Here is a 19,797-nt window from a genome sequence, read left to right on the forward strand (position 1 = left end):
GCGACACACCGAGGAACTCCCGTGCAGACCCACGAGATCATCAAGCGTTTCCGCGAGCACTTCGAACGCAACGGGCACAAGTACATCCCGTCGTCCTCGCTGCTGCTCGACGACCCGAACCTGCTGTTCGTCAACGCCGGCATGGTGCCGTTCAAGCCGTACTTCCTCGGCGAGGCCCCACCGCCCGCCTCGCGGATGACGAGCATCCAGAAGTGCGTGCGCACGCCGGACATCGACGAGGTCGGCAAGACCACGCGCCACCTGACGTTCTTCCAGATGGCCGGCAACTTCTCGATCGCCGACTACTTCAAGGAAGAGGCCATCCGCCTCGCCTGGACCCTCGTCACCGGCTCGGTCGACGAGGGCGGCTACGGCTTCGACCCCGAGCGCATCTGGGTCACGGTCTACCAGGACGACGACGAGGCCATCGAGTTGTGGCAGAAGATCGCCGGCCTGCCGACCGAGCGCATCCAGCGCCGTGACGGCAAGGACAACTACTGGGACATGGGCGTGCCCGGTCCCGGCGGCCCCTGCTCGGAGATCTACTTCGACCGCGGTCCCGAGTACGGGCAGGAGGGCGGGCCCGTCGTCGACGAGGACCGCTACCTGGAGATCTGGAACCTGGTCTTCATGCAGGACGTCCGCGGCGAGCTGAGCCCCAAGGAGGGCCACAAGCCGGTCGGGTCGCTGCCGAACAAGAACATCGACACCGGCATGGGCGTCGAGCGCGTCGCCTACCTGCTGCAGGGCGTCGACAACGTCTACGAGACCGACCTCGTGCGCGCCGTCATCAACAAGGCCGAGGAGCTGTCGGGCCGCAAATACGGTGCCAACGAGGTCGACGACGTGCGCTTCCGCGTCATCGCCGACCACGCCCGCAGCGGTGTGCTGCTGGTCGGCGACGGCGTCACGCCCGGCAACGAGGCCCGCGGCTACGTGCTGCGCCGCCTGCTGCGCCGCATCATCCGCAGCAGCCGGCTCCTCGGCGTCACGGAGCCGGTGCTGCAGCAGTACGCCGAGGTCGTCCGCGACTCGATGGGCCCGGCCTACCCCGAGCTGGTCAGCGGGTTCGCCCGCATCCAGCAGGTGGTGAAGGCCGAGGAGGACACGTTCCTGCGCACCCTCGACGCCGGCTCGCGGATCTTCGAGAACGCCGCCGCCGAGGTGAAGTCCGACGGCCGCGCCACGCTGCCCGGCGACCGCGCCTTCCAGCTGCACGACACGTACGGCTTCCCGATCGACCTCACCCTGGAGATGGCCGCCGAGGCCGGCCTGTCCGTGGACGAGGACGGGTTCCGCAAGCTGATGGCCGAGCAGCGCGCCCGCGCCAAGGCCGACGCCGCCGGCAAGAAGACCGGCCACGGCGACCAGACGGTGTACCGCGAGCTGCTGGAACAGGGCCCGACCGAGTTCACCGGCTACTCCGAGCTGGCCTCCGAGGCCACGCTGCGCGGCATCGTCCTCAACGGCCAGCGGGTCAAGAGCGCCAAGGAGGGCGACATCGTCGAGGTCGTCCTCGACCGCACGCCGCTCTACGCCGAGTCCGGTGGCCAGGAGTCCGACGCCGGCACGATCGTCACCGGCAACGCCGAGCTCGAGGTGCTCGACGTGCAGAAGGTCGCCCGCAAGCTGTGGGTGCACCAGGTGCGCGTCGTGAACGGCGAGGTCAGCGAGGGCGAGCACGTCGAGGCCCGCGTCGACCCGGAGTGGCGCGTCGGTGCCCGCCAGGGCCACTCGGGCACGCACGTCGTGCACGCCGCCCTGCGCCAGGTGCTCGGCCCGTCGGCCCTGCAGAGCGGTTCGTACAACAAGCCCGGCTACCTGCGCCTGGACTTCGCCTGGACCGGTGGCCTGTCCGCCGAGGCCCGCAGCGAGATCGAGGAGGTCTCGAACCTCGCCGTGCGCAAGGACCTGCCCGTCGCCGTGGTCTACACCGACATGCAGGGCGCCCAGGACATGGGTGCCGTGGCCCTGTTCGGCGAGACCTACGACGAGACGGTCCGCGTCGTCGAGATCGGCGGCCCCTGGTCGCGCGAGCTGTGCGGTGGCACCCACGTCGAGCACTCGTCGCAGATCGGCCCGATCACCCTGCTGGGCGAGTCCTCGGTCGGGTCCGGCGTGCGCCGCCTGGAGGCCTACGTCGGCATCGAGGCCATGCGGTTCCTGGCCAAGGAACGCGCCATCGTGCAGAACCTCGCCGACATGCTGAAGGTCGGCTCCGACGGCCTGCCCGAGCGGATCGAGTCCCTGGTCGAGCGGCTGAAGACCGCCGAGAAGGAGCTCGAGAAGGTGCGCGCCGCCCAGCTGCTCGGCAACGCCGGGTCGCTGGCCGACAAGGCCCTCGACGTGCGCGGGCTGTCGCTGGTGGCCCTCGGCCTGGAGGGCGTGTCGGGCAACGACCTGCGCACCCTCGGTGGCGAGGTCCGCAACCGGCTGGGCGCCAAGCCCGGTGTGGTGGCCCTGTTCTCGGTCGACGGCGACAAGGTCAGCTTCGTGGTGGCCACGACGGCCGCCGCCCGCGACCTGGGGCTGGCCGCCGGCAAGCTCGTCCCGGTGTTCGGCCCGGCCATCGCCGCCCGCGGTGGCGGCAAGCCGGACCTCGCCCAGGGCGGCGGCACGAACCCGGCCGGCGTCCAGGAGGCCATCGCGGCCCTCACCGGCGAACTGGACAAGGTGCTTGAGCAGCGCTGACGTCGTCGGCGTCGACGATCCGGGCCTGGGTCGCAGGCTCGGCGTCGACGTCGGATCGGTTCGCGTGGGAGTGTCCCTGAGCGATCCGGGTGCGTTCCTGGCGACTCCGCTGGTCACCCTGCAGCGGGACGAGAAGCGCGGCTCCGACCTCACGGAGCTCGTACGTCTCGTGGCCGAGCATGACGTGGTCGAGGTCGTGGTCGGCCTGCCGAAGACCCTCGCCGGTCGGCACGGTCCGGCAGCCGAGGCGGCGACCGCGTACGCTGCCGCCTTGGCCGCGCGCGTGGCCCCGGTGCCGGTCCGGTTGAGCGACGAACGGCTGACGACCGTCGTGGTGAGCCGGGTGCTGGCGCAGCGCGGTGTGAAGGGCAAGAAGCAGCGTGCCGTGGTCGACCAGGCCGCCGCGGTCGAGATCCTGCAGTCTTGGCTGGACGCACGGGCACGAGCGGTATCCGCCCGAAAGGATGAGGCGTGAGCGACGATCTCGGGTTGTTCGATCGCGACGTCGACGAACGACGTGCCGCGAAGAGGGACAACAGCGCGGCCCGCAAGGCGAAGAAGCGCAAGAAGACCGTGCTGTGGCTGGTCGTCGCGCTGATCCTCGCCGTGGGCATGGGCGGTGCCTACTACGGCTACAGGGAGCTGCGCGGCATCGGCTCGTTCGAGGACTACCCCGGCGCGGGTGAGGCCGACGCCATCGTCGAGGTGAAGGACGGTGACGTGGTGAGCGTCATCGCCACGAGCCTCTACGAGGGCGGCGTCGTCGCCTCGCCGCGCGCGTTCACCGAGGCCAGCAAGAACGACGCCCGCGTGACGACCATCCAGCCCGGCTTCTACCTGATGAAGACGAAGATGTCGGGCGCCACCGCGGTCGCGAAGATGATCGACCCGAAGACCCGCGTGCCCGCCGTGCAGATCATCGGCGGCGTGAAGCTCGCGGACATCAAGGTCGGCGACAAGACCGTCAAGGGCATCTTCTCCCAGCTCGCCGACGCGAGCTGCACGGAGAAGGACGGCGTGAAGAAGTGCCTCACGCCCGAGGAGATCCGCGCCGCCGCCGAGACCACCGACCCGGTCGCGCTGGGCGTGCCCGACTGGGCGGTCACCGACGTGAAGCGCGCGGAGCCCGCCTTCCGCCTCGAAGGCCTGATCATGCGCGGCGTCTACCAGGTCAAGCCCGGTTCGTCCGCGGTCGAGCTGATCCGCAGCGTCGTCGTCGCCTCCGCCCAGAAGCTCCAGAGCATCGGCATCCCCGGCGGCACCGTCAACACCGGCTTCCGCCCGTACCAGGTGCTGGTCATGGCCTCCCTGATCGAGAAGGAAGCCATCGAGAAGGACTTCGGCAAGGTGTCGCAGGTGATCTACAACCGGCTGAAGAAGCCGATGCCCCTGCAGTTCGACTCGACGGTCAACTACAAGCTCAACCAGCCGCACATCCGCACGTCGGACTCCGACCGCAACGCCTCGGGCCCGTACAACACCTACGTCACGCCCGGTCTGCCGCCGACCCCGATCGGCTCGCCGAGCGTCGAGGCGGTCCAGGCGGCGATCAAGCCGGAGCCCGGCAACTTCGAGTACTTCGTGAAGTGCGACAAGAACGGTGACTCGTGCTTCTCGGTCACCTACCAGGAGCACCAGGTGAAGGACCAGAAGGCGCGAGCAGAGGGCGTCTACTAGTGCGCAGGGCGGCCGTGATCGGGTCTCCGATCACCCACTCGCTGTCCCCGGTCCTGCATAACGCGGCGTATGCGTTCCTCGGGCTCGACCTGGAGTACGGCCGCGTCGAGTGCGACGAGGCCGGGGTGCCCGCGCTGGTGTCCTCGCTGGGCCCGGAGTGGGTGGGCCTGTCGTGCACGATGCCGACGAAGCGCGCGGCGCTGGCCTTCGCGTCCTCGGTGACCGACCGCGCGGTGGCCGTCGGTGCCGCGAACACGCTGGTGCGCACCGGCTCCGGCTGGCACGCCGACTGCACCGACGTGGACGGTGTCGTGGGAGCGTTGCGGGAGAAGGGTTTCCCCGGCGGCACGCGCGGTGTCGTGCTCGGTGCCGGCGGCACGGCCACGGCCGCGCTGGCGGGTCTCTCCGACCTGGGTGTGTGGTCGGTCTCCCTGGTGGTGCGCGATCCTTCGCGTGCGGGGGAGGCCGTCGCGTGCGCCGCCCGGCTCGGTGTGGCGGTCGACGTGCTGCGGCTGTCCGAAGTGGACCTGGGCGGGCTGGCGGCGGCGTCGGACGTGCTGGTGTCGACGGTGCCGGCCGAGGCGACCGCGGCGCTGGCGGCGGAGCTGGCACAGGCGCCGTTCGTGCTGGACGTGATCTACCACCCGTGGCCGACGCCCGTCGCGGTGGCCGTGGAACGGGCCGGAACGGCGTTGGCGACGGGCCTGGACATGTTGCTGCACCAGGCCTTCGGGCAGGTGGAGCAGTTCACCGGCGAGGTGGCGCCGCGGGACGTGATGCGCAAGGCGCTGGCAGCGGAGCTCGCGGCCCGTTCCTGACCGCTAGCATCGACGGGTGGACATCCCCGGTCTCGGTCCGGTCACCGCGGACACCGAAGGCTACGGCCTGGTCAGCGCACCGGTCGCGGTGCGGGTGCTGGGAACGACGGCGCCGGTGCGGCTCGACGGGTGGTACGAGGACGACCCCGGCAAGGACGAGTGGCACGCGGCCGTCCGCGCCTTCCTCGCACTGGACGAGCGCGCCAGGGACGCGGCGGCAGCGGCGGTGTTCGAGTACTACCGGGAGCGGGCCGAGGCCGTGGCCGAGGAGGACCTGCTGCCGATCGACGAGCCCGCGGACGTCTGGGCGCACGTCGACCTCAGCCGGAGCGTGCCGACCGTGCTGCGCGACGACGAGGACGGGCCGGTGTACGTGTCGATCGAGGCCGAGTGCGCGTGGGAACCGGAGCACGGCCTGCAGCTGGTGTTCCGCGGTGGCACCGAGGTCACCAAGGCCGGTCCGTACGACGGCCACCTGACCTAGGTCCTAGGGGCAGTCGAACCCGCTGGGCAGCCCGTTCACCGACGCCCCGTTCGCGTATGCCGTGCAGAACAGCTGGTAGGCCGCCAGCCTCGTCAACGGCAGCATGTCGGTGGGCAGCAGGATGAGGTTCGAGACGGTCAGCACCGGCTGCGCCGTCTTCGGCACCTCCGTCCGCAGCCCGAGCTTCGCCTCCTCGTCGGTCAGCCCCGCGATCAGCGTCGTGATCGCCGTCGTGTTGTCCACGTGCCCGGTGTGCGACCGCGTGCGCCGCACCAGGTCCGTGCCGTCGGAGGACACGAAGTAGACCGTCATCTCGCGCACGGACACCGTCGGTGCCGCCGGGCCCGGCAGCACCGGCGTCGGCCGCACCCCGCACCCGGCCAGCGTCACCAGGGCAGCCGCAACGTGAAGACCGCGCCACCGGACGGCGCGTTGGCGGCCTCGATCGTGCCGCCGTGCAGGCGCGCGTTCTCCCATGCGATCGCCAATCCCAGCCCGCTGCCCTCGGAACGGGAGCGGGCCGTGTCTGCCTTGTAGAAGCGGTCGAAGATGTGGGGGAGTGCATCCGGTGGGATGCCGGGGCCGCTGTCGGCCACCTCGATCACGCCGGGGCGCACGGACACCGTCACGGGGGCGCTGCCGTGCCTGAGGGCGTTGCCGACGAGGTTGGCCACGACGACGTCGAGCCGGCGGCGGTCCACCCGTCCCGTCACGCCGGCGGGCAGCGACGCCTCCACCGACGAGGTCCAGCCCCGTGCGGCCAGGCTGTCGGAGACGGCGGTGCCGATGTCCCACTCGTCGAGCTCCAGCACGTTGCGGCCCTCGTCGAAGCGGGAGATCTCCATCAGGTCGTTGACCAGCCTGGTCAGCTTGCGGGTCTCCGCGGACACCAGCCGCGCCGCGACCGCCGTGTCCTCCGACAGCGCGTCGGCGTCCTCGTCGAGCACGCCCGTCACGGCGTTCATCGCGGTCAGCGGTGTGCGCAGCTCGTGCGACACGTCCGCCACGAACCGCCGGGACGCCGCCTGGGAAGCCTCCAGCTGTTCGGCTGCCCTGTTGAACGTCCGCGCGAGCTCGGTCAGCTCGTCGGCGCCGCGTTCCTCGACGCGCGTGTCCAGCCGCCCCGCGCCCAGGGCCCGTGCCGCCGCGCCCAGCCGCCGCACCGGCCGCAGCACCCCCTGGGCGGTCAGCAGGGCCAGGCCGAGCGCCAGCGGCAGCACCAGGGCCACGCCGAGCCACGCGGCCTGAGCGAAGCTGTCGATGGCGCGTGCCGGGCCGCCCAGCGAGCTGTACGCCCACACCTCGACCCCCGTGGGTTCGCCGGACGGTTGCAGCAGCGGGATGCCGATCACCACGTACGGGTCGGCGCGGTCCGTCCGCCGTTGCCACTGCACGGTCCTGCTGGTCTTGAGCGTCTCGCGCAGCTCGGCGGGCACGAAGTCCAGCGCGCTCCCGGACCGCGACCGCATCCCCTGGTACACGACCACGGACGAGCTGCGCAGGTACGTCGCCATGTCGTCGAGGTCCTGCTGGGTCGGCGGCACGGGCACGCGGGGCGCGTAGTCGCGGACCTCCTCGACCAGCGGGTTCATGAACCCGTCCTGCGCGTCCGACAGCAGCAGGCTGCGGGCGTTGGCGTACGACAACCCGGCGGCGGCGACCGCACCCAGCAGCGTCAGCAGTGCGAACGCGGCCATCAAGCGCGGTTTGAGGCCGCGGAGGAACTTCACGCGCACGACGTCAACGAGGGCCGAAGCGGTAGCCGAAGCCGCGGACGGTGTGGATGTAGGCGGGCTCGGAGGGCACGTCCTCGATCTTGGCCCTGACCCGCTGCACGCACGCGTCGACCAGCCGCGAGTCACCGAGGTAGTCGTGCTCCCAGACGGCTTCGAGGATCTGCTGGCGGGTCAGCACCCGGCCGGGCGTGCGGGACAGCTCCAGCACCAGCTTCAGCTCGGTGGGCGTCAGCGCGACCTTCACGTCGTTCTTGCGCACCTCCAGGCCTGCCCGATCGATCACCAGCGAGCCGTGCCGTTCGGCGTTGGCCGGCTCGGAGACCGTCCGCCGCAGCACCGCCCGTATCCGCGCCTCCAGCACCCGCGGCTCGACCGGTTTCACGACGTAGTCGTCCGCACCCGCCTCCAGGCCCGCGACCACGTCGAAGTCGTCGCCGCGCGCGGTGAGCACGATGATCGGGACCTCGGCCTGGCCGCGCATCCGGCGGCACGTCTCGAAGCCGTCGATGCCCGGCAGCATGATGTCGAGGACCACGATGTCGGGGCGGGTCTCGCGGAGCCGTTCCACGCCCTCCTCGCCCGTAACGGCCGCGCGGACGTCGTGTCCCTGGCGGCGCAGCGCCAAACCGAGCCCTTCGCGCACCGCGGGGTCGTCCTCGACCAGCAAGACCATCGCCACGGACGCCATTATCCGCGGGGCAGGGGGTTCCGCGCCGCTTCTGTAGCGCAACCATGACATTGCGGGGACGTTCCCATCGCCCGGCCTGCGCAGCATCGGACGCATGGCCGGAAGTTTGCTGGGATTCCTCATCACGTACTTCGCGCTCGTGTGGACGTCGTCCGGGCAGAAGGCGGAGAACGCGGCGTTGCCCGAACTGTCGCTGCAGCGGTCGTGGGCGTCCGACGTGGACATCGCGATCGTCGTGGCCGCCGTGCTCGTGGTGCTCGTCGCCCGCAGGAGGTCGTTCCCGCCGCTGCTCGTGCTGGGCGGGTCGGTGCTGCTGGCGCAGGTGCTGAAGCTGCACGTGCTGGTCAGGCCGCCGCTGGACGACGAGGCGGTGCTGGTGCACAACAGCTTCCCGAGCGGGCACACGACGGCGGCGGTGGCGGCGGTGGTCGCGGTCGTGCTCGCGGTGCCGAAGAGGTTCGCGCTGCTCGTGGCGGTGCCGGGAGCGCTGGGCGCGGGAGCGGTGGCCGCGGAGACGGTGTCGCTGGGCTGGCACCGGTTCAGCGACACGCTCGGTGCGGCGCTGCTGGTCACGACCCTGGGCTTCCTGGTGCTGCGCAGGTGGACCGCGGGACTGCTCGTGCCGCCCGCCGTCGCCGCGGGCGGGGCCTGGCTGCTGGTGGCGACGGCGGCCACGCCCTCGACGCTCTCGGGCGTGGTCACCGCGCTCGTGGTGCTGCACTTCGGATGGGCCGTGAGCGGCCTGCCGGTGCTGCCGGCAGACCGCTCACGGCCCGGGTCCTCCGACCTGGCCGACGCGGCCGGTTCAGTCGTCGTGGTCGGTGGCGATCAGCTCCGCGATGGCGTCCAGAGCAGCGTCCGCTCCGTCCCCCTCGGCGCTGAGCACCACCTCGTCACCGTGCATGGCGCCGAGGGTCATGAGTCCCAGCACACTCGCCGCTTCCACGGCTTCGCCGCCGTCCTTGCGGATGGTGACCGGCACCGGCTGGTCGGCGGCGGCCTTCGCCAGCAGGGCGGCCGGTCGGGCGTGCAGTCCGACCTTGCTGGCCACGGTGACCCGTCGCTCGGCCATGATGGTTCCTCCCGGTAGAGCTGGTTGTCCTGGTTACTGCTCGCGCTGGGCGCGCTTCTCGCGCACCGCCGTGCTCTCCCGCGCCGCCGCACTCTCGCGCACCGCCGCGTTCTCGCGCACCGCGGTGTCGCCGCTGCCGCCGACGACGCTCTCGTCGGCCTCCGGCGACTCGTCATCATCGCGTCCCGGCGTCTTCAGGTTCCACTTGGTGATGACCCACCGGAACAGGAAGTAGTAGATCGCCGCGTACACGAGACCGATCGGGATGATCAGCAACGGCCTCGTCGCGATGTTGAAGTTGAGCAGGTAGTCGATCGCACCGGCGGAGAAGCCGAAGCCGTCCTTCACACCCAGCGCGTTGGTGATCGCGAGCGAGGTGCCCGTGAGGACCGCGTGGATGACGTACAGCGGCCAGGCGACGAACATGAACGCGAACTCGAGCGGCTCGGTGACACCCGTGATGAACGAGGTGAGGGCCGCGGAGCCCATGATGCCGGCGATGATCTTCTTCTGCGACGGCCGTGCGGTGTGGATGATCGCCAGCGCCGCGGCGGGGAGCGCGAACATGAAGATCGGGAAGAAGCCGGACATGAACGTGCCCGCGGTCGGGTCACCGGCGAAGAACCGCTGGATGTCACCGGTCTTGGTGGCGTCGCCGACCTTGTACTCGCCGAAGACCTGCCACACGAACGTGTTCGGGATGTGGTGCAGGCCCAGCGGGATCAGCAGGCGGTTGACCGTGCCGTAGATGCCGGCACCGACGATCGTGCTGCCGGAGACGAACTCGCCGATGGCGAGCAGGCCCTTGTTGAACCACGGGTAGATGAGGCCCATGACGACCGCGACCGGGATCATGACGCCCGCGACGATGATCGGCACGAACCGGCGGCCACCGAAGAACGCGAGGTACGGGGGCAGCTTGATGCGGTGGTACTTCTGCCACAGCACGGCGGAGATCAGACCGACCACGATGCCGGTCAGCACCGAGTAGTTGATCTGCTGCTGCTTGGCGGGGTCTGCCGCGACCTCCAGCACCAACGGCGACATCGCCTTGAAGACGGCCTGGGTGACCACGAAGCCGACGACGGCGGCGAGCGCGGTCGAACCGTCACCACGACGGGCGAACCCGATGGCGACACCCACCGCGAACAGCAGCGGCAGGTTGGCGAACAGGGCGTCGCCCGCGTTGCCGATCACGGCGGCGACCTGGTTCCAGCCCAGACCGTCCTTGCCGAGCAGGTCGGGCTGGCCGAGACGCAGGAGAAGTGCGGCGGCGGGCAGCGAGGCGATCGGCAGCATGAGGCTGCGACCGAACCGTTGCACACCCGCCAGGCCCTTGATCCCGCGACCGCCGGTCGCCTCTGGGGCGCTGGCGCTCATGTGGTACCTCCCTTGGCGGAGTTCGGTCCGGAACCCGGGACGGTCCGGTCCAGTTGCATGGTCACCTGGTAGAGATCGCCCCGGTACCAGGACGTCACGTCTTCGGTCGGCCGGCCCTGCGAGCTGGCGACCCTGCGGAACACGAGCAGCGGGCTGCCCTTGCGGACGTCGAGCGCCTTCGCGGTGTCCCCGTCGGCGGTCTCGGCCCACACGGTCTGCCGCGCGTGGTCGAGCTGGACCCCGTAGCGGGCCGCGATGATCTCGTAGAGCGACCCGGACAGGTCGCACCGGTCGAGCTCGGGCAGCACGTGCGGGCTGTACCAGCCGCGTTCGAGCGCCAGCGGCGCCCCGTCGGCCCTGCGGAGCCGGACGATCCGGTAGGCGGTCTCGTCGGCGTCGAGCCCGAGCGCCGCCTTGCCACCGGGCACGCCCTCACCGCAGCTGATGACCTCGGTGCTCGGCTCCAGCCCGCGCGTGACCATGTCCGAGGTGAACGAGGTCAGGTGCAGCTGCAGGTCGTAGCGCCGCTGAGCGGTGAACGTGCCGCGCCCCTTCGCCCGCGTGAGCAGGCCTTCCGCGACCAGCTGCCCCACCGCGGCCCGCACCGTGATGCGGGAGACCCCGAACCGGTCGGCGAGGTCGCGCTCGGACGGGATGGGCGAGCCCGGCGCGAGGTCGTGCTCGGCGAGGCGACGCAGGATCTCGCGCAGCTGTGCGTGCTTGGGCTTGGGCCCGTCCACGATCTCGTGCACCCGCTCACCTCCTCGCTAGTGGTACTTTCCGGTCTAGACCAGTTGGTGCGGGAGAATGCTCCGCGCACAGAGTTGGTGTCAACCGCTGTTACGGGAACGAGAGGTACGAACGTGGCTGACAACAGGCCGGAAGCGATCCTTGCCGCACTGGGCGGAGCCGACAACATCATCGAGATCGAGCCCTGCATCACCCGGCTCCGCTGTGAGGTCAAGGACGGGTCCCTCGTCGACGAGGCGGCCCTGAAGGCCACCGGCGCCCACGGCGTGATCAAGTCCGGCGACGTCGTCCAGGTCATCGTCGGCCCCGAGGCGGACACCATCGCGTCGGACATCGAGGACCTCCTGTGAGCGTCCGCGTCGGCAGCCCCGTCGCCGGTCGCGTGGTCGCGCTCTCCGCCGTCCCCGACCCGGTCTTCTCGCAGGCGATGGTCGGCCCCGGCGTGGCCGTCGAACCGGTCCGCGGTGTCGCGGACGTCGTGTCACCCCTCGACGGCACCGTCGTGACGCTGCACCCGCACGCGTTCGTCGTCGCCGGTGCGGACGGTGCCGCGGTGCTGGTGCACCTCGGGATCGACACCGTCAAGCGCAAGGGCGAGGGCTTCGAGCTGCACGTCGTCAAGGGCGAGCAGGTGCGGGCCGGCCAGCGGATCGTGACGTGGAACCCGGCGGAGGTCGAGGCCGCCGGGTTCGCGCCGATCTGCCCGGTCATCGCGCTGGACGCGGCGGCGGAAGCGCTGGGCGTCCCGGCGGTGGACGTCGACGTGGTGGAGAACGACACCCTGTTCGACTGGTCCCGCTGACCTCCCCTGCTGTGGGTCACGCGGGGGCCCCGCGTGACCTGAGAACAGGGGTGTGGATGGACCGTTCACGACGGGCGTGATTTGGTGCCGGGTCGTACGAGCAGGACCGTGGACTCATGACCACGGTCCTGCTCGCGTTCGTCCTCGGGGTGCTGTGGACGGTCGCCGATCTCAGCGACGCGCCGCCCGCGTCGTACGTCCTCGCGGCGTTCGGCGTCGTGCTCGCGGCGGTCGACCTCAGGTGTCAGCGGCTGCCGGACGTGCTGACGGTGCCGCTCGCCGTCGCGCTGCTCGCCCTGCAGTTCCACGGGCTGGGAGCGGCGGCGCTCGGAGCGGTGCTCTTCGGTGGCGCTCATCTCGCGGTGCGGCGGCTGCGCCCGGCGGTGATGGGCGGCGGCGACGTCAAGCTCGCGTTCGGGCTCGGGGCGGCCCTCGGCCCGGCGGGGCTCTTACCTGCGGCGATCCTGGCCTGCGCGATCACGCTCGGGCTCGCGGCGGTGCGCCGCAGCCGGTGGGTGCCGCACGGGCCCGGACTGCTGGCTGCCACCTGGGTGTTGACGACGCTGTGAAAGGATTGTGAACGTGCTGCGCTGGATCACCGCTGGAGAGTCACACGGCCCCGCCCTCGTCGCCGTGCTGGAGGGCATGCCCGCCGGGGTGGAGGTGACCACCGAGGACCTCGTCGCCCAGCTGGGCCGGCGCAGGCTCGGGTTCGGTCGCTCGCCGCGGATGGGGTTCGAACAGGACGAGGTCGAGATCCTCGGCGGCGTGCGCCACGGCAGGACCCAGGGCGGGCCGATCGCCGTCACCATCGGCAACACCGAGTGGCCCAAGTGGCAGACGGTCATGTCCCCGGACCCCGTCGACCAGAGCCTGCTCAAGCCCACCGGCCGCAACGAGGCCCTGACCCGGCCGCGACCGGGGCACGCTGACCTGCCCGGCATGCAGAAGTTCGGCTTCGACGAGGCCCGGCCGGTGCTGGAGCGGGCGAGCGCGCGGGAGACCGCGGCGCGCACGGCGCTCGGCACGGTGGCGCGGCAGTTCCTGCAGCAGCTGCTGGGCGTGCAAATCCTCAGCCACGTGGTGTCCATCGGCACGGCCGAGACGCCCGCGGACGCGGCGCTGCCGACGCCCGACGACCTGGCGGCGATCGACGAGTCGCCGACGCGGTGCTTCGACCCGCGCGGGACCGAGGCGATGGTGGCCGAGGTCGAGGCCGTCAAGGAGGCCGGTGACACCGTCGGCGGCGTCATCGAGGTGCTCGCGTACGGGTTGCCACCCGGTCTGGGCTCGCACGTGCACTGGGACCGCCGCCTCGACGCGCGGCTCGCCGCCGCGCTGATGGGCGTGCAGGCCATGAAGGGCGTGGAGATCGGCGACGGCTTCACCTCCGCCCGGCGCTGGGGGTCGCAGGCGCACGACGAGATCGACCGCGGCAGCGGACCGGTCGGCGTCACGCGGCGGTCGAACCGGGCCGGTGGCCTCGAAGGCGGCATCACCAACGGCGAGGTCCTGCGGGCGCGCGTGGCCATGAAGCCGATCTCGACCGTCCCTCGTGCACTGTCCACCGTGGACGTGCGGACCGGTGAGCCCGCCGTCGCGATCCACCAGCGCTCGGACGTGTGCGCGGTGCCGCGGGCCGGTGTCGTGCTGGAGTCCGTGATGGCGCTCGTGCTGGCCGAGGCCGCGCTGGAGAAGTTCGGCGGCGACTCGCTCGACGAGACGCGCCGCAACGCGCACGCCTACCTCAAGGCGCTGGAAGCCCGCTGGGAGGGCATGTGAGCCCGAGGTTCGTCGTGGTCGGGCCGCCAGGAGCCGGCAAGACCACGATCAGCGAGCTGCTCGCCGCCCGGCTGGGCCTGCCGTTCCGCGACGTCGACGCCGACGTCGTGGCCTCGGTCGGCAAGCCGATCTCGGACATCTTCACCGACGACGGCGAGCCCGTCTTCCGCGCGCTCGAAGAGGAAGCGGTCGCCAAGGCGCTGGCCGAGCACGAGGGCGTGCTGGCGCTGGGCGGGGGAGCGGTGCTGTCCGCCACGACCCGCGAGCGGCTGCGCGAGCACACCGTCGTGTTCCTGAACGTGGGCATGGCCGAGGGGGTGCGCCGCACCGGGCTGTCGTCCGCGCGGCCGCTGCTGTCCGGCGTGAACCCGCGCGCGACGTTCAAGGCGCTGCTCGACGCGCGCCTGCCGCTGTACCGCGAGGTCGCGACGATCGAGGTGGTCACCGACGCCCTCGACCCGGAGCAGGTGGCCGACGCGGTGATCAAGGGAGTTGGGGAATGACCGAGCCGCTGACCGTCGAGGTCAACGCCGAGAAGCCGTACCTCGTGGTGATCGGCCGCGGTCTGCTGGGCGAGATCGTCGTGCACCTGGAGGGCACCGCCAAGGTCGCGATCGTGCACCAGCCGACCCTGGCCGCCACGGCCGAGGTGCTGGTCGACGAGCTGAAGGCGACCGGCATCGACGCGCACCGCGTCGAGGTACCTGACGCCGAGGACGGCAAGGACCTCGCCGTCGCCGGCTTCTGCTGGGACGTGCTGGGCAAGATCGGCCTGTCCCGCAACGACGTCGTGGTCGGCCTCGGCGGCGGCGCCGTCACCGACCTCGCGGGCTTCGTCGCCTCCACGTGGATGCGCGGCGTGCGCCTGGTGAACATCCCGACCACCCTGCTGGGCATGGTCGACGCCGCCGTCGGCGGCAAGACCGGCATCAACACCGACGCCGGCAAGAACCTGGTGGGCACGTTCTACGAGCCCGAGGTCGTCTTCGTCGACCTGGCCACCCTGGAGACGTTGCCGCGCAACGAGCTCATCGCGGGCATGGCCGAGATCGTGAAGGGCGGCTTCATCGCCGACCCGGTCATCCTCGACCTGATCGAGGCCGACCCGCAGGCCGCCCTGGACCCCACCGGCGACGTGCTGGCCGAGCTGATCCGCCGCAAGATCCAGATCAAGGCCGACGTCGTCTCCGCGGACCTGCACGAGTCCTCCCTGCGCGAGATCCTGAACTACGGCCACACCCTCGGCCACGCCATCGAACGCCGCGAGCGCTACCGCTGGCGCCACGGCGCCGCCATCAGCGTGGGCCTCGTCTTCGCCGCCGAACTGGCCCGCCTGGCCGGCCGCCTCGACGACGCGACCGCCGACCGCCACCGCGCCGTGCTGCAGTCCCTCGGCCTCCCGACCTCCTACGACCCCGACGCCCTCCCGCAGCTCATGGAGGGCATGAAGGTCGACAAGAAGAACAAGGCCGGCGTCCTGCGCTTCGTCGTCCTCGACGGCCTCGCGAAACCCGGCCGCCTCGAAGGCCCGGACCCGGCCCTGATCGCCGCCGCCTACTCCGCGGTCGCCGCGGAACCGAAGCCCAAGTCCGGCGGAACGGTGCTGCTGTGAAGGTCCTCGTACTCAACGGCCCGAACCTCAACCGCCTGGGCACCCGCGAGCCGCTGATCTACGGCAGCACCACCCACGCCGACCTGGTGGAGATGTGCGAGACCGAGGGCAAGACCCTCGGCCTCGACGTCGAGGTCCGCCAGACCAACCACGAGGGCCAGATGGTCGAGTGGCTCCACGAGGCCGCCGACGCCGCCACCCCGGTCGTCCTCAACGGCGCCGCCTGGACCCACTACTCCATCGCGCTCCGCGACGCCTGCTCCCAGCTCACCGCACCCCTGGTCGAGGTGCACATCTCGAACATCCACCAGCGCGAGGAGTTCCGCCACCACAGCGTGGTCTCGGCGGTGGCGAACGGCGTGATCGCGGGCCTCGGCGTGGAGGGCTACCTGCTGGCCCTGCGCTGGCTGTCGCTCAAGCAGGGGTGACCGCTCACGGCTGGTGCTCCAGGTCGAGCACCACCGCCGTGCCGTCAGGTCCACGCATCAGGTAGGCCACGTAGTTCCCGCTGTGCAGCTGCGGGAGCTGGGGATCGGCCTGCCCGGCGAGGTCGCGGGGCAGCGCGGAGAGGGAGTAGTCGCCCGTCGCGATCACGAGGCCGAACCTGTGGTCGTAGCGGACGTCCACGTTGTCCACGGGGTCGGAGTTGCGCACCCACCTGATGTCGTGGCGCGGCGGTGTGCGGGTCGGGCCGGCTGCGCGGGGGCAGGTCACCTCCATCGGCAGGGTCCGCGGGGCCGTGCACAGGTCGAACTTGCGCCCGACGGCGGCGACGACCTGCCCGCGTTCCAGCTCGAACCCGTGCCTGGGCGGGACCGGGGACACGCCCGGCTCGACCGGTCCCACGTCCTCGGCCGTGGTCTCGCGTCCACGCCAGCGCACCTCGGTGACGAAGTCGACGGTCACCACGTCCAGGTCGTCGTGGAACCACAGCGTCATCACGGCGGCACCGAAGACCTTCAGCACGCCGTCGTGCCAGACGGTCCGCATCCCGTCGCGGGGGTCGCCGACCAGCGTCCACACCACGGTGCCGGTGATCGGTGCGGCAGAGCGTTGCGGGCAGTTCGCCGGCCGGGCCACCACCTCTTCCGCGCACGTCGCGAGCTTGTCCGCGACCAGCGAGAAGACCAGGTCGTCAGCAGCCCAGGGCGGCCGGATGTCCTCTCCCGCGAGGAACGTCGTGTCGGCGGCGGCCTGCCACGCGTACTGCTCCCCGGCGACCAGCAAGATCACCAGCAGCACCTGCGCCCACGCGACCCGCCTCCGGCGCGGCCGGCGCACACCGATGAAGATGTCCCCGCCGACATCGCGAACCTGCAAGACCACGCCGTTGTCGCGGACATCGCCCGTGACGTCGTTGCGCATGTGTCCACATGATCCCGGAAGGACCACCGATGCTGCACCACGTCGAGCTCTGGGTCCCTGATCTGGCCCGCGCCGAGTCCACGATCGGGTGGCTCCTCCAGCAGCTCGGCTGGACCGAGCACCAACGCTGGTCAGCGGGCGTGAGCTGGAAACTCGGCCACACCTACGTGGTCACCGAGCAGTCCCCGGCCCTCACCGGCCCACACGATCGGATGAAAGCCGGCCTCAACCACCTGGCCCTGCACGCGGGTGACAGGGCGAACGTCGACCGCCTCACCGAGGAGGCCCGGCACCACGGCTGGCACCTCCTGTTCGAGGACCGGCACCCCCACGCCGGCGGACCCGGCCACTACGCGGCGTTCCTCGAAAACGCGGACGGCTTCGAGGTCGAGCTAGTCGCTGGCTGAGGACCGCCGCGCCAGCACCCCGCCCAGCAGCATCCCGAGCCCGGCCGGCGCCAGGATCAGCAGCGCCGTGAAGGCGGCGCCACCCGTCAGCGCCACCCACAGCGCCTCCTGCCCGGTCTGGTCGACCAGCACCGCCGACCCGATCACGCCCAGGGCACCGGCGAACGGCCCGGCGACCAGTGCCGCGATGAACCACTGCATGCCGGGCGACGGGAGCTCGCGCAGCGCGTCGACCGCGCCCCACAGGACCGCCGCGACGATCAGGAGGCCGAGGGCGATCGGGCCCACCGCCGTCGCCTCGGGGCTGCGGACCGCGACGGCGGCGACGCCGGTCTGCACGGCTCCGTGCAGCAGACCCATCCACAACGCACGGGCGATCCAAGGACGCATGCGGACAGCTTAGGACTGGCCGTACGCTGCGAGGCATGTCGTCCTACGCCGCTCGCCGAACCGCACTGCGCCGACAGCTCCAGGACGCGGAGCTGGACGCGCTCCTCGTGACGAACCTGCTCAACGTCCGCTACCTGACGGGGTTCACCGGGTCGAACGCCGCCCTCCTGGTCGACGCGAGCGGCGACGACAAGACCGTCTTCTGCACCGATGGGCGTTATCTCACGCAGTCGGCGAAGCAGGTGCCGGACCTGGAGCGGTCGACCGAACGGCCGTGCGACCTCGCGCTCGCGAAGCGGGCGAAGGGCAGGCTCGGGTTCGAGAGCCACCACGTCACGGTCGACGGGCTGGACGGGCTCGCGCAGGCGGCGGAGAAGGCGGAGCTCGTCAAGGCGGGCGGGCTGGTCGAGAAGCTGCGGCTGGTCAAGGACGACGCCGAGGTCGAGGCGCTGCGGATGGCGTGCGCGGCGGCGGACCGGGCGCTGGCGGCGTTGATCGGGCACGGCGGGCTGCGGGCCGGGCGGACCGAGCGCGACGTCGCGCGTGAGCTGGAGAGCCGCATGCTCGACCACGGTGCGGAGGGACCGTCGTTCTCGTCGATCGTGGCGTTCGGCGCGAACTCGGCGGTGCCGCACCACTCGCCGACGGACGCGACGCTGCACGTGGGCGACTTCATCAAGCTCGACTTCGGCGCGCTCGTCGACGGCTACCACTCGGACATGACCCGCACCCTGGTGCTCGGCAAGCCCGCCGACTGGCAGCGCGACCTGTACGACCTGGTCGCGCGCTCGCAGGCGGCCGGGCGCACCGCGCTCAAGCCGGGTGCGGAGGTCAGCGAGGTCGACCACGCGTCGCGGGAGGTCATCGAGGAGGCCGGGCACGGGGAGGACTTCCTGCACGGCCTCGGGCACGGCGTCGGGCTGGAGATCCACGAGGCACCGGCGTTGTCGAAGGTGGGTGCCGGTACACTTTCGGCCGGTATGGCGGTCACCGTCGAGCCTGGCGTCTACTTGCCGGGGAAGGGCGGGGTCCGCATCGAGGACACCCTCGTGGTGCGCGAAAGCGGACCGGAGCTCCTCACCCTGACCACGAAGGAACTCGTGGTCGTCTGACGCCCAGCCCAACACAGGAGAAATCCCACCGTGGCCACCACGAACGACCTGAAGAACGGCCTGGTGCTGAACCTCGACGGCCAGCTCTGGACCGTCACCGCGTTCCAGCACGTCAAGCCCGGCAAGGGTGGCGCCTTCGTGCGCACGACCCTCAAGCACGTGCTGACCGGGAAGGTCGTCGACAAGACCTTCAACGCGGGCACGAAGGTCGACACGGCCACCGTGGACAAGCGCGGCATGACCTACCTGTACAAGGAGGGCACCGACTTCATCTTCATGGACGGTGACACCTACGACCAGATCCCGGTCCCGGCTGAGACGGTGGGCGACGCCGCCGACTTCCTGCTGGAGAACCAGGAGGCGGTCGTGGCCGTCCACGAGGGCGTGCCGCTGTTCATCGAGCTCCCGACCTCGGTCGAGCTCGTCATCGAGCACACCGACCCCGGCCTGCAGGGCGATCGCTCCACCGGCGGCACCAAGCCCGCTCGCCTGGAGACCGGCGCCGAGATCCAGGTCCCGCTGTTCGTCACGACCGGCGAGAAGATCAAGGTCGACACCCGCGACGGCCGCTACCTCGGCCGCATCAGCGACAAGTCCTGATGGGTGCTCGGAGCAAGGCCCGCAAGCGCGCGGTCGACTTCCTCTACGAAGCCGACCTGCTGGGCACCGACCCGGTGACGCTGCTGGCCGAACGCGTCGGCTCACCGGACGTCCCCCCGGTCAACGACTACACGGTCACGCTCGTCGAGGGCGTCACCGCCCACCGGACGCGCATCGACGACCTGATCTCGGAACACGCCGAGGGCTGGACGCTGCAGCGCATGCCCGCCGTCGACCGCGCGGTGCTGCGGATCGGCCTGTACGAGCTGCTGTGGGCGGCCGACGTGCCGGACGCGGTCGCGATCGACGAGGCCGTCGAGCTCGCCAAGGGCCTGTCCACCGACGACTCGCCGCGGTTCGTGAACGGCGTGCTCGGCCGGATCGCGGTCATCGCCGACCAGTTGCGCGCGGTTCTCTAGGACTCGCAGTCG

At 71.1% G+C, this 19,797-nt stretch carries 24 protein-coding genes and 1 pseudogene; 17 read left to right on the plus strand and 8 right to left on the minus strand.

Annotation, left to right across the window (positions count from 1 at the left end):
- Window positions 1-21: 21 nt before the first annotated feature.
- Genes alaS through AB0A63_RS08390 form a run of 5 tightly spaced genes read left to right on the plus strand, consistent with a single transcriptional unit; the run spans window position 22 to window position 5,670 of the window.
- A complete protein-coding gene (gene alaS, locus AB0A63_RS08370) occupies window positions 22-2,691 on the plus strand; it encodes an alanine--tRNA ligase (protein ID WP_360386992.1) in 2,670 nt (889 codons plus the stop codon).
- Window positions 2,678-3,166, plus strand: a complete 489-nt coding sequence (gene ruvX / locus AB0A63_RS08375) for a Holliday junction resolvase RuvX (protein ID WP_360386995.1) — start codon at window positions 2,678-2,680, stop codon at window positions 3,164-3,166. The genes alaS and ruvX overlap by 14 nt, the downstream gene beginning before the upstream one ends.
- On the plus strand, window positions 3,163-4,368 hold the full coding sequence (gene mltG, locus AB0A63_RS08380) for an endolytic transglycosylase MltG (protein WP_360386998.1): 1,206 nt from the start codon (window positions 3,163-3,165) through the stop codon (window positions 4,366-4,368). Before ruvX ends, mltG begins: the two co-directional genes overlap by 4 nt.
- On the plus strand, window positions 4,368-5,186 hold the full coding sequence (locus AB0A63_RS08385) for a shikimate dehydrogenase (protein ID WP_360387001.1): 819 nt from the start codon (window positions 4,368-4,370) through the stop codon (window positions 5,184-5,186). The genes mltG and AB0A63_RS08385 overlap by 1 nt, the downstream gene beginning before the upstream one ends.
- Before the next feature lie 16 nt (window positions 5,187-5,202).
- Window positions 5,203-5,670, plus strand: coding sequence for a hypothetical protein (locus tag AB0A63_RS08390; protein WP_360387004.1), 468 nt, complete (start codon window positions 5,203-5,205; stop codon window positions 5,668-5,670).
- A gap of 3 nt (window positions 5,671-5,673) precedes the next feature.
- Here the strand turns inward: AB0A63_RS08390 and AB0A63_RS08395 are convergent, their stop codons facing one another.
- The 3 genes from AB0A63_RS08395 to AB0A63_RS08405 are packed head-to-tail and all read right to left on the minus strand — an operon-like array spanning window position 5,674 to window position 8,085.
- On the minus strand, window positions 5,674-6,060 hold the full coding sequence (locus tag AB0A63_RS08395; RefSeq protein ID WP_360387007.1) for a hypothetical protein: 387 nt from the start codon (window positions 6,058-6,060) through the stop codon (window positions 5,674-5,676).
- Entirely contained in the window at window positions 6,057-7,400 is a 1,344-nt protein-coding gene (locus AB0A63_RS08400) for a HAMP domain-containing sensor histidine kinase (protein WP_360387010.1), read from the minus strand. The genes AB0A63_RS08395 and AB0A63_RS08400 overlap by 4 nt, the downstream gene beginning before the upstream one ends.
- 10 nt (window positions 7,401-7,410) lie before the next feature.
- The gene (locus AB0A63_RS08405) at window positions 7,411-8,085 is read right to left on the minus strand and encodes a response regulator transcription factor (protein ID WP_360387013.1); all 675 of its coding nucleotides are present in this window, start codon (window positions 8,083-8,085) and stop codon (window positions 7,411-7,413) included.
- 103 nt (window positions 8,086-8,188) lie between these two features.
- On the opposite strand from AB0A63_RS08405, the pseudogene AB0A63_RS08410 reads away from it, so the two are divergent.
- Window positions 8,189-8,680, plus strand: a pseudogene (locus AB0A63_RS08410) (phosphatase PAP2 family protein); the annotation flags it as partial.
- A gap of 219 nt (window positions 8,681-8,899) precedes the next feature.
- Here the strand turns inward: AB0A63_RS08410 and AB0A63_RS08415 are convergent.
- From AB0A63_RS08415 to AB0A63_RS08425, 3 genes are read right to left on the minus strand one after another with little or no spacing between them, the layout of a single operon-like run.
- Window positions 8,900-9,166, minus strand: a complete 267-nt coding sequence (locus tag AB0A63_RS08415; protein ID WP_360388343.1) for an HPr family phosphocarrier protein — start codon at window positions 9,164-9,166, stop codon at window positions 8,900-8,902.
- Between the two features lie 33 nt (window positions 9,167-9,199).
- Complete coding sequence (locus AB0A63_RS08420; RefSeq protein ID WP_360387016.1) at window positions 9,200-10,546, minus strand: PTS transporter subunit EIIC; 1,347 nt, start codon at window positions 10,544-10,546, stop codon at window positions 9,200-9,202.
- Window positions 10,543-11,298, minus strand: a complete 756-nt coding sequence (locus tag AB0A63_RS08425) for a GntR family transcriptional regulator (RefSeq protein WP_360387019.1) — start codon at window positions 11,296-11,298, stop codon at window positions 10,543-10,545. Before AB0A63_RS08425 ends, AB0A63_RS08420 begins: the two co-directional genes overlap by 4 nt.
- Before the next feature lie 111 nt (window positions 11,299-11,409).
- Here AB0A63_RS08425 and AB0A63_RS08430 point away from each other — a divergent pair, with 111 nt between their 5' ends.
- The 7 genes from AB0A63_RS08430 to aroQ all read left to right on the plus strand — a co-directional run bounded on the left by AB0A63_RS08430 (window position 11,410) and on the right by aroQ (window position 15,920).
- A complete protein-coding gene (locus AB0A63_RS08430; protein ID WP_360387022.1) occupies window positions 11,410-11,646 on the plus strand; it encodes a PTS glucose/sucrose transporter subunit IIB in 237 nt (78 codons plus the stop codon).
- On the plus strand, window positions 11,643-12,098 hold the full coding sequence (locus AB0A63_RS08435; RefSeq protein ID WP_360387025.1) for a PTS glucose transporter subunit IIA: 456 nt from the start codon (window positions 11,643-11,645) through the stop codon (window positions 12,096-12,098). The genes AB0A63_RS08430 and AB0A63_RS08435 overlap by 4 nt, the downstream gene beginning before the upstream one ends.
- 116 nt (window positions 12,099-12,214) lie before the next feature.
- Complete coding sequence (locus AB0A63_RS08440; RefSeq protein ID WP_360387028.1) at window positions 12,215-12,667, plus strand: A24 family peptidase; 453 nt, start codon at window positions 12,215-12,217, stop codon at window positions 12,665-12,667.
- A 13-nt stretch (window positions 12,668-12,680) separates the two neighbouring features.
- Window positions 12,681-13,880: a chorismate synthase gene (gene aroC, locus AB0A63_RS08445; RefSeq protein ID WP_360387031.1), complete on the plus strand. Its 1,200-nt coding sequence runs from the start codon at window positions 12,681-12,683 to the stop codon at window positions 13,878-13,880.
- Complete coding sequence (locus AB0A63_RS08450) at window positions 13,877-14,383, plus strand: shikimate kinase (RefSeq protein ID WP_360387034.1); 507 nt, start codon at window positions 13,877-13,879, stop codon at window positions 14,381-14,383. The genes aroC and AB0A63_RS08450 overlap by 4 nt, the downstream gene beginning before the upstream one ends.
- A complete protein-coding gene (gene aroB / locus AB0A63_RS08455; protein WP_360387037.1) occupies window positions 14,380-15,492 on the plus strand; it encodes a 3-dehydroquinate synthase in 1,113 nt (370 codons plus the stop codon). Before AB0A63_RS08450 ends, aroB begins: the two co-directional genes overlap by 4 nt.
- The gene (aroQ, locus tag AB0A63_RS08460) at window positions 15,489-15,920 is read left to right on the plus strand and encodes a type II 3-dehydroquinate dehydratase (RefSeq protein ID WP_360387040.1); all 432 of its coding nucleotides are present in this window, start codon (window positions 15,489-15,491) and stop codon (window positions 15,918-15,920) included. Before aroB ends, aroQ begins: the two co-directional genes overlap by 4 nt.
- Before the next feature lie 4 nt (window positions 15,921-15,924).
- On the opposite strand, the gene AB0A63_RS08465 is transcribed toward aroQ, so the two are convergent.
- Window positions 15,925-16,857 (minus strand): hypothetical protein, encoded by a 933-nt coding sequence (locus AB0A63_RS08465; RefSeq protein WP_360387042.1) that lies wholly within the window; start codon window positions 16,855-16,857, stop codon window positions 15,925-15,927.
- A gap of 29 nt (window positions 16,858-16,886) precedes the next feature.
- Between AB0A63_RS08465 and AB0A63_RS08470 the strand changes: the two genes are divergently transcribed.
- Window positions 16,887-17,264, plus strand: a complete 378-nt coding sequence (locus AB0A63_RS08470; RefSeq protein WP_360387044.1) for a VOC family protein — start codon at window positions 16,887-16,889, stop codon at window positions 17,262-17,264.
- Here the strand turns inward: AB0A63_RS08470 and AB0A63_RS08475 are convergent.
- Complete coding sequence (locus AB0A63_RS08475; protein ID WP_360387047.1) at window positions 17,250-17,654, minus strand: B-4DMT family transporter; 405 nt, start codon at window positions 17,652-17,654, stop codon at window positions 17,250-17,252. The genes AB0A63_RS08470 and AB0A63_RS08475 overlap by 15 nt on opposite strands.
- Window positions 17,655-17,689: 35 nt before the next feature.
- Here AB0A63_RS08475 and AB0A63_RS08480 point away from each other — a divergent pair, with 35 nt between their 5' ends.
- The 3 genes from AB0A63_RS08480 to nusB are packed head-to-tail and all read left to right on the plus strand — an operon-like array spanning window position 17,690 to window position 19,785.
- Window positions 17,690-18,766, plus strand: coding sequence for a Xaa-Pro peptidase family protein (locus AB0A63_RS08480; protein WP_360387049.1), 1,077 nt, complete (start codon window positions 17,690-17,692; stop codon window positions 18,764-18,766).
- 30 nt (window positions 18,767-18,796) lie between these two features.
- Window positions 18,797-19,366, plus strand: coding sequence for an elongation factor P (efp, locus tag AB0A63_RS08485; protein WP_360387052.1), 570 nt, complete (start codon window positions 18,797-18,799; stop codon window positions 19,364-19,366).
- A complete protein-coding gene (nusB, locus tag AB0A63_RS08490; RefSeq protein WP_360387054.1) occupies window positions 19,366-19,785 on the plus strand; it encodes a transcription antitermination factor NusB in 420 nt (139 codons plus the stop codon). Before efp ends, nusB begins: the two co-directional genes overlap by 1 nt.
- Window positions 19,786-19,797 lie beyond the last annotated feature (12 nt).

Origin of the sequence: Lentzea sp. NPDC042327, from assembly GCF_040647275.1 — a bacterium.
In the GTDB taxonomy this organism is placed as follows: Bacteria; Actinomycetota; Actinomycetes; order Mycobacteriales; family Pseudonocardiaceae; genus Lentzea.